The organism is Streptomyces jumonjinensis, from assembly GCF_009600885.1.
Classification (GTDB): domain Bacteria; phylum Actinomycetota; class Actinomycetes; order Streptomycetales; family Streptomycetaceae; genus Streptomyces; species Streptomyces jumonjinensis.
The window spans coordinates 1-7,095 of record NZ_VCLA01000134.1 but is presented as its reverse complement, the minus strand read 5'-3'; the positions used below and the strand labels follow the sequence as shown (position 1 = coordinate 7,095).

Here is a 7,095-nt window from a genome sequence, read left to right as displayed (position 1 = left end):
ATACTTCACACAGACAACGATCCTCAAGCTCACGCCGGCTCTCCTACTGCTGGACGGGTCGTTTCCGCGAGGCTATGGCACTCAGTACCCCATGTAAAGGTACCTAGTGCCAAAAGGCGCGTTACGGTGCTACGTTTCCCGGCATGACAGAGGTGCGCAGACGACGCAAGGCCGCCCCCCGCCCCCCGGGCGCGGAGAGCACGGCAGCCAAGGCGCCCATGCGCGAGGTGCTCGCCGAGGCCGCTTTCCAGCTTTTTATGGAGCGGGGCTTCGAGGGGACGACGGTGGACGACATCGTCGCGCGGGCGGGGGTGGGCCGCCGGTCGTTCTTCCGCTACTTCCCGTCCAAGGAGGACGCGGTCTTTCCCGACCATGAGCGCTGTCTGGCCGAGATGACGGCGTTCTTGGAGTCCGGCGGGATCCGCGACGGCGGCGATCCGGTGGACGCGGTCTGCGAGGCCGCCCGAATCGTGCTGCGGATGTACGCCGCGAACCCCGAGTTCTCCGTGCAGCGTTACCGTCTCACCCGTGAAGTGCCCGGTCTGCGCACCTATGAGCTGTCCGTGGTGCGCCGCTATGAACGCACCCTGGCCGGGTATCTGCGCCGCCGGTACGGGGCGCAGCGGGACGGGGCGCTGCGGGCCGAGGTGATCGCCGCCGCCGTGGTGGCCGCGCACAACAACGGGCTGCGCTCCTGGCTGCGTTCGGGCGGCGAGGGCGACGCCGAGGCGGCGGTCGACCATGCGCTCGGGCTCGTACGCGAGGTGTGGGGCCGCCCGGCGCAGGCGTCCGGGGACGCCGCCGTCCTCACCCCGGCCCCCGGTCTCGGCGACGGCGACGGCGAGGTCATCGTGATGGTCGCGTCGAGGAACGCCCCGCTCTGGCGGGTCGTGCAGCGGCTGGAGTCGGCCCTCGCCGAGAGTCCCGCCCTGAAGTAGGCACTCAGTACCTGTACGTAGCGGCACTGAGTGCCATATGGTGCGGGGGCGCCGACGCCAGACGTGGCGCGTTCCAGCCGAGTGCAGGGAGTCGAGACGTGTCCCAGCCCCGAACCGGCACCGCGCCCTCGGCGCGAGCGGAGGCCGGTCTCATCTATCAGCGCTGCCGCTGGTGCGGCAGCGCGTCCTTCAGGCGGCTGCTCTGCCCCGTCTGCGCCTCCAGCGAGCTGGAGTCCGAGTGCAGCTACAGCGAGGGCGTCGTCGTCCGGTCCGCCGTCGTCAACCGCTACACCCGGGTGGCGCGCAACGAGTCCCTGGTCCGCTACCCCGAGGGCTTCATGTTCCGCTGCCGGGTCGTCGGCATCGCGCCGCAACTGGTCTGGGTCGGCGCCCGGGTGCGCCCCGTGGCCGGGTCCGACCCCCGCTCCGGCGAGGCGGTTCTCGAAATCTGCGATCCGGTCGGGCCCGCCGACTGGCGCTGAGCAACCTGTCGGCAGACCGTCTCACCGGCTGAAGCGGCTCGCCATAGGAAAGTCCGAGCGACGATTCACATCATCGAATGAAAACTCAAGAGGCCGTCTGTGAATGCTTGCTGAGCATGGTTCTGGCTGATTCGCTTCGATCGAATCGGGCCAGGTCTCAGGGAGGCGTATATGGCCATCGGTCAGCATGCGGATGCGGACTCCACTCCCAGGGACGAATCCGCCGCGGGCCCGCCGTCCCTCCGCCGCAGAGCCTGGATCGTTCTCGCCCTGCTGGTGTGTCTGATGCTCGTCAACTCCGCCGACAAGGTCGTGGTGGGACTGGCGGGCGTCGGCATGAAGCAGGAACTCGGGCTGGACGACGCCCAGTTCGGAGTCGTTCAGAGCAGCTTCTTCTGGCTGTTCGGCATCGGCTCGGTGCTGGGCGGCTGGCTCGGCTGCCGAGTGGGTGCGCGCTGGCTGCTCGTCGGCATCGCCACGCTGTGGGCGATCAGTCTCGCTCCGATGGCCGCACAGGTCGGCTTCACCGCCATCGTCGCCTGCCGGGTGCTGCTCGGCTTCGCCGAGGGGCCCACCACCGCGCTGGCGATGCAGGTCGTGCACTCCTGGTTCCCGGCCCATCAGCGGGCCGTGCCCAGTTCGGTCGTCGTCGCCGGGGCGGGGATCGGCCCTCTGATCGCCGCCCCGGTCCTCACCTGGGTGATCGCCGGCCACTCCTGGCACACGGCGTTCGGTGTGCTGGCCGCGTTCGGCGCGGTGGTCGTGGTGCTCTGGCTGATCGGGGGCGACTCCGGCCCCGAGGCCGCGCCGGACGGCGGGTACGGCGGGCACGGCGGGCGCGGCCAGAGCGCCGCCGCGCCGGTGCTGCCCGAACGGGTGCCGTTGAAGCGCCTCTTCGGCACCGGCACCCTCATCGGCGTCCCGCTGCTGTTCTTCGTCGCGTACGCGAACAGCTCGGTGAAGATCAGCTGGCTTCCGCTCTACCTCCAGGAGGGGCTCGGCTACGATGCCCGCACCGCCGGGAATCTGGTGGCTCTGCCCTATCTGGGCGGCGCGATCGCGGTCATCGGGGTGGGGATGGTCTCCCGCTCCCTGGCCGAACGGGGCATCAGCAACCGGATCACCCGCGGCATCCTGCCCTGCGTCCTGGTCCTCGCCTCCGGGCTCTGCACCGCCGCGTTCTCCTCGCTGGACCGGGGAGCGCTCCAGATGACTCTGCTCATCCTGGCGTCCTGCCTCAACTCCGCGGGTTTCGGGGTCGCCTTCGCCGGACTCGCCGATGTGGCCCCGGCCGGACAGCGCGTCATGGTCTTCGGCATCATCACGGGCGTCTACAGCCTCGGCGGGGTCATCGCGCCCGCCGTCATGGGGAGGCTGATCGCCTCCGGCGAATCGGCCGCCCTCGGCTACGGCGACGGCTTCCTGACGCTCGGCGTCACCATGATGATCGGTGCGGCGGCCGCCCTGCCGCTCATCGACCCCGACCGCGACGCCGCCCGGCTCGCGGCCGGGCCCTGACGCGGAAGAAGACCCTCGGCGCCGTCCCTCCGCCGACGGCCGGCCCGACGGCGCGCGCGCCCGATTCCTCCGCCGATGATCGGCCTGACGGCACGCCCGCTTCCCCGCCCGCTTCCCCCGCCCCGTCCTCATCGCGTCCGCAGCGCATCGAGAATCCCCGACAGCGCCGCCCGGGTGTCGGCCAGCTCCCCGGGCCCCCCGGAGGAGGCCAGCCAGAGCGCGGCCTCGTTCATCGCGCCCGAGAGCAGATGCGCGAGCGGGGCGACGGGCTGCCGGGCGATCACCCCGCGTTCGACCAGATCCGTCAGCGCCTCGGCCAGATGGTGCGCCGACGACGCCTCGTCCATCCCCCGCCACTCGTTCCAGCCCAGGACCGCCGGGCCGTCGATGAGCATGATCCGCTGGATGTCCGGGTCGGTGGCGGCCGTGATGAACTCCTGGCAGCCCGCCGTCAGCTGCTCCCAGGGGTCCTCCCGCGCGTCGGCGGCGCTCGACACCCGCTGCCCCACCTCGTCCTGGACCTCCGCGAGCACGGCGCGGAACAGATCCGCCTTGCCGTCGAAGTGATGGTAGAGCGCGCCCTTGGTGACCTCGGCGGCCTTGACGATCTCCGCCAGCCCCACGGCTCCGTACCCCTCGGCGGCGAACAGCGCCCTGGCCGCGCCGAGCAGGGCGCGCCGGGTCCGCTCGCGCTGTTCGGCCCTCGTCGTGTTCCCCATCCCGGTCCATCCGTTCCGATGCTCGCCCACTGTTGACATACCGATGGTACGCCAATACGTTCGTTCGCATACCGAAGGTACGTGAAAGAGGGGCACCACCATGCTGACCAGCTTCTATCCCGTGATCGCCACCGCCCGGCTCCAGGAGACCGTGGACTTCTACACCCGGCTGATGGGCTTCGGGATCACCTTCGAAGCCGACTGGTACGTCAGCCTGCGCCGCCCCGGAACCCTCCCCTTCGAACTGGCCGTACTGGACCACACCCACCCGACCATCCCCGAGGGCTACCGCACCCCGGTCACCGGACTGCTGCTCAACTTCGAGGTCGAGGACGTGGACGCCGAATGGGAGCGTCTCGTCGTCAGGGAAGGGCTCGACCCCGAGCTGGAGCTGCGCACCGAGGAGTTCGGCCAGCGCCACTTCATCGTCGCCGACCCCAGCGGCGTCCTCATCGACGTCATCACCGAGATCCCGCCGTCCGGCGAGTACGCCGACCGGTTCCGCGCCTCCTGACCCGGCCCGCCCCCGGCACACGAACAGCCGAGCCCAGCGCGCGCTCCCCGGACGGGGCGGGCTGCAATGAAGGGATGACGGCGACCCCCGACGACTGTCTCGCGCGCAACGAGTGGATCTGCGGCGAGTATCTCTCCACCCGCCGCCAGATCCTCGGCGACGCGGTGGTCCAGCACCTTCAGCTGACCGCCGTCTCCGTACTGATCGCGCTCGCCGTCGCCGTCCCGCTGGCCGTCGCCGCCCGCCGCTGGCGCTGGACGGCGGGCCCGGTGCTCGGCGTGACCACCGTTCTCTACACCATCCCCTCGCTGGCGATGTTCTCGCTGCTGCTGCCGCTGTACGGGCTCTCCGCCTCGCTCGTCATCGCCGGACTGGCGCTCTACTCCCTCACCCTGCTGGTACGGAACATCCTCGCCGGACTGCGCGCGGTCCCCGAGGAGACCCGACAGGCCGCCCGGGGCATGGGCTACGGCCCCATCCGGCTGCTGCTCGCCGTCGAACTCCCGCTCGCCCTGCCCGCCGCCATGGCCGGGCTGCGGATCGCCGTCGTCTCCGCCGTCTCCCTGGTCACCATCGGGGCGATCGTCGGCTACGGAGGTCTCGGCAATCTCATCTACTCCGGCATGAACACCTACTTCAAGGCCCAGGTGCTCACCGCGTCCGCGCTCTGCGTGATCATCGCCGTCGCCGCCGATCTGCTGCTGCTCCTCGTACAGCGGTACGTCACCCCCTGGACCAGAGCGGTGAGCGCGTGAACACCCTCGGCGCGGCCTGGGACTGGCTCACCGACCCCGGCAACTGGTCCGGCGCGTCGGGCATCGGACAGCGGCTCCTCGAACATCTCTATCTCACCGGGGTCTGTCTCGCGCTCAGCTGTCTGACGGCCCTGCCCGTCGCCCTGATCCTCGGACACCTCGGCAGGGGCGGTGCGCTCGCCGTCAACATCTCCAACATCGGCCGCGCCGTGCCCACCTTCGCCGTTCTCGTCCTGCTGCTGCTCAGCCCGATCGGCGGGTACGGCGCCTGGCCCACCGTCATCGCGCTGGTGCTCTTCGCCGTGCCGCCGCTGCTCACCAACGCCTATGTCGGCATGCGCGGAGTCGACCGCGACGTCGTCAGAGCCGCACGCGGCATGGGGATGACGGGCCGGCAGCTGCTGTCCGGCGTGGAGATACCCCTCGCGCTGCCCCTCATCCTCACCGGAGTACGCATCGCCGCCGTACAGCTGGTCGCCACCGCGACCATCGCGGCGCTCGCCGGCGGCGGCGGACTCGGCCGTATCATCACCGCCGGATTCAATCTCGCCTCCACCCCCCAGGTCGTCGCGGGGGCCGTCCTGGTCGCGCTCTTCGCGCTGATCGTCGAGGCGCTCTTCGTCCTCGGACAGCGCCTCGGTCCCCCCTGGGCGCGGGGGAGCGGCTGATGCGCCCCAAGCTCGTCTCCGCCGCCTTCGCCCTGCTGGCGCTCACCGCCTGTGTGACCGGCCCCGCGCTGGAGCGGCGCGGCGAAGTCGACGCGCCCCCCGGCGACAGCGGACGGCTGACCATCGGCTCGGCGGGCTTCACCGAGAGCGATCTGCTCGCCACGATGTACGGACTCCTCCTCCGGCACGCCGGATACCGGACCGAGACCCTCTCCGTCACCAACCGCGAGATCTACGAACCGGCCCTGGAGAGCGGCCAGATCGATGTGGTGCCCGAGTACGCGGCGACCTTCGCCGACTGGCTGAACGCCAAGACCAACGGCCCGGACGCACCCCCGGCCGGCTCCCCGGACCTCCGCCGGACCATGACCGCGCTGCGCGCTCTGGCCACCCCGCGCGGGCTCGAAGTGCTCGACCCGGGCCGGGCGGTGGACCAGAACGCCTTCGCCGTGAGCCGCGGCTACGCCGCCGAGCACCGGCTGAGCACACTCAGCGATCTGGGCCGGGCCAAGCTGCCGGTACGGCTGGCCGCGGGCGACGAATGCGTGGTCCGGCCGTACTGCGAACCCGGGCTCAAACGGGTCTACGGCATCGACATCACCGCCGTCGACCCCAAGGGAGTCGGCACCACCCAGGCCAAAAGGGCGGTCCAGGACGGCCACGACCAGATGGTGCTGACCACGACGACCGACGCCACCCTCGACGACTTCGGGCTGGTGCTGCTCGCCGACGACCGGCACCTCCAGAACGCCGACTACATCGTCCCGGTGGTCAACCGGGCACGGGCCGGAAGCGAGGGGGTGACCCGGGCGCTGGCCCGGCTCAACACCGTGCTCACGACCGGGGATCTGGCCTCGCTCAACGAACAGGTGGACAGCTGGCGCAGACTGCCCGAGGACGTGGCCGAGCGGTATCTGAAGACCAAGGGGCTGCTCGGCACCGCCGGCGGACCCCCGTGGCGGATCTCAGGACCGCCGGGAGGGGGCCCCGGTGTGCAGGCTCTCCAGCCGCCGCTGAAGCACCCGCAGCGCGCCGCGCTGCCGCCCCGGCACCCGGCGGCGCAGCGCCACCAGTCTCGGGGCCAGTGAACGCGCCCTGCCCGCATCCCCGATCTGCTCCCACTGGTGATGGGCGCGGTCGACCGCGCCCTCCACATCGGGGTCGTCCGGCGCCTGCTCCCGGCCGAGCCGCGCCTCCGCCGCGGTCATCCACAGCTCACAGCTGAGCCCCGGCTCCCGGGCGAGCCGCGCCAGATCGGCGCGTACCTCCAGCCAGTGAATCGCCTGTACGGAGCCGGGGCCGTGGGCCCGCAGCTCCTGCTGCTCCCATGCGGCGGCAGCCGCCGCGGCCTCGCTGTGCCGCCCGGCCTGCGCGGCGGCCAGTATCGCGGGGTGGGGGTCATGGGCGGGCGCCGCGCGCCGCTGGGCGGGGTCCGCCGGCGCGGGTGCGCCCGGCGCGGAACCGGAGTGCTCGCCGCCGCCCGCGTCCGGGGCCGATGGGG

8 protein-coding genes and 1 pseudogene are annotated in these 7,095 nt (G+C 71.5%); 7 read left to right on the top strand and 2 right to left on the bottom strand.

The genetic code is table 11. The features are described from left to right. Positions 1-218: 218 nt before the first annotated feature. From FF041_RS16025 to FF041_RS16015, 3 genes are all read left to right on the top strand, one after another. A complete protein-coding gene (locus FF041_RS16025) occupies positions 219-938 on the top strand; it encodes a TetR family transcriptional regulator (protein WP_153523445.1) in 720 nt (239 codons plus the stop codon). 98 nt (positions 939-1,036) lie between these two features. Further along, on the top strand, positions 1,037-1,420 hold the full coding sequence (locus tag FF041_RS16020) for a Zn-ribbon domain-containing OB-fold protein (RefSeq protein WP_323391926.1): 384 nt from the start codon (positions 1,037-1,039) through the stop codon (positions 1,418-1,420). A 171-nt stretch (positions 1,421-1,591) separates the two neighbouring features. Then, positions 1,592-2,938, top strand: coding sequence for an MFS transporter (locus FF041_RS16015; protein WP_153523442.1), 1,347 nt, complete (start codon positions 1,592-1,594; stop codon positions 2,936-2,938). A gap of 128 nt (positions 2,939-3,066) precedes the next feature. Here FF041_RS16015 and FF041_RS16010 read toward each other — a convergent pair whose 3' ends face one another. Continuing rightward, the gene (locus tag FF041_RS16010; protein ID WP_153523441.1) at positions 3,067-3,657 is read right to left on the bottom strand and encodes a TetR/AcrR family transcriptional regulator; all 591 of its coding nucleotides are present in this window, start codon (positions 3,655-3,657) and stop codon (positions 3,067-3,069) included. A 100-nt stretch (positions 3,658-3,757) separates the two neighbouring features. Here FF041_RS16010 and FF041_RS16005 point away from each other — a divergent pair, with 100 nt between their 5' ends. The 4 genes from FF041_RS16005 to FF041_RS15990 all read left to right on the top strand — a co-directional run bounded on the left by FF041_RS16005 (position 3,758) and on the right by FF041_RS15990 (position 6,682). Next, entirely contained in the window at positions 3,758-4,171 is a 414-nt protein-coding gene (locus tag FF041_RS16005) for a VOC family protein (RefSeq protein WP_153523440.1), read from the top strand. A 74-nt stretch (positions 4,172-4,245) separates the two neighbouring features. Beyond that, complete coding sequence (locus tag FF041_RS16000) at positions 4,246-4,926, top strand: ABC transporter permease (protein WP_153523439.1); 681 nt, start codon at positions 4,246-4,248, stop codon at positions 4,924-4,926. Further along, positions 4,923-5,594 carry an ABC transporter permease gene (locus tag FF041_RS15995; protein ID WP_323391925.1) on the top strand — a complete coding sequence of 224 codons (672 nt, stop codon included), beginning with the start codon at positions 4,923-4,925 and terminating at the stop codon, positions 5,592-5,594. Before FF041_RS16000 ends, FF041_RS15995 begins: the two co-directional genes overlap by 4 nt. Beyond that, the gene (locus tag FF041_RS15990; protein ID WP_153523438.1) at positions 5,594-6,682 is read left to right on the top strand and encodes an ABC transporter substrate-binding protein; all 1,089 of its coding nucleotides are present in this window, start codon (positions 5,594-5,596) and stop codon (positions 6,680-6,682) included. Before FF041_RS15995 ends, FF041_RS15990 begins: the two co-directional genes overlap by 1 nt. Here FF041_RS15990 and FF041_RS39030 read toward each other — a convergent pair. After that, positions 6,572-7,095, bottom strand: a pseudogene (locus FF041_RS39030) (hypothetical protein); the annotation flags it as partial. The gene FF041_RS15990 and the pseudogene FF041_RS39030 sit on opposite strands and share 111 nt — an antisense overlap.

What these genes read in the sequence shown, in the direction of transcription:
- FF041_RS16025 (WP_153523445.1), top strand. Translation starts at nt 219, where the DNA reads ATGCGCGAGGTGCTCGCCGAGGCCGCTTTCCAGCTTTTTATGGAGCGG.
- FF041_RS16015 (WP_153523442.1), top strand. Translation starts at nt 1,592, where the DNA reads ATGGCCATCGGTCAGCATGCGGATGCGGACTCCACTCCCAGGGACGAA.
- FF041_RS16010 (WP_153523441.1), bottom strand. Translation starts at nt 3,657, where the DNA reads ATGGGGAACACGACGAGGGCCGAACAGCGCGAGCGGACCCGGCGCGCC.
- FF041_RS16005 (WP_153523440.1), top strand. Translation starts at nt 3,758, where the DNA reads ATGCTGACCAGCTTCTATCCCGTGATCGCCACCGCCCGGCTCCAGGAG.
- FF041_RS16000 (WP_153523439.1), top strand. Translation starts at nt 4,246, where the DNA reads ATGACGGCGACCCCCGACGACTGTCTCGCGCGCAACGAGTGGATCTGC.
- FF041_RS15990 (WP_153523438.1), top strand. Translation starts at nt 5,594, where the DNA reads ATGCGCCCCAAGCTCGTCTCCGCCGCCTTCGCCCTGCTGGCGCTCACC.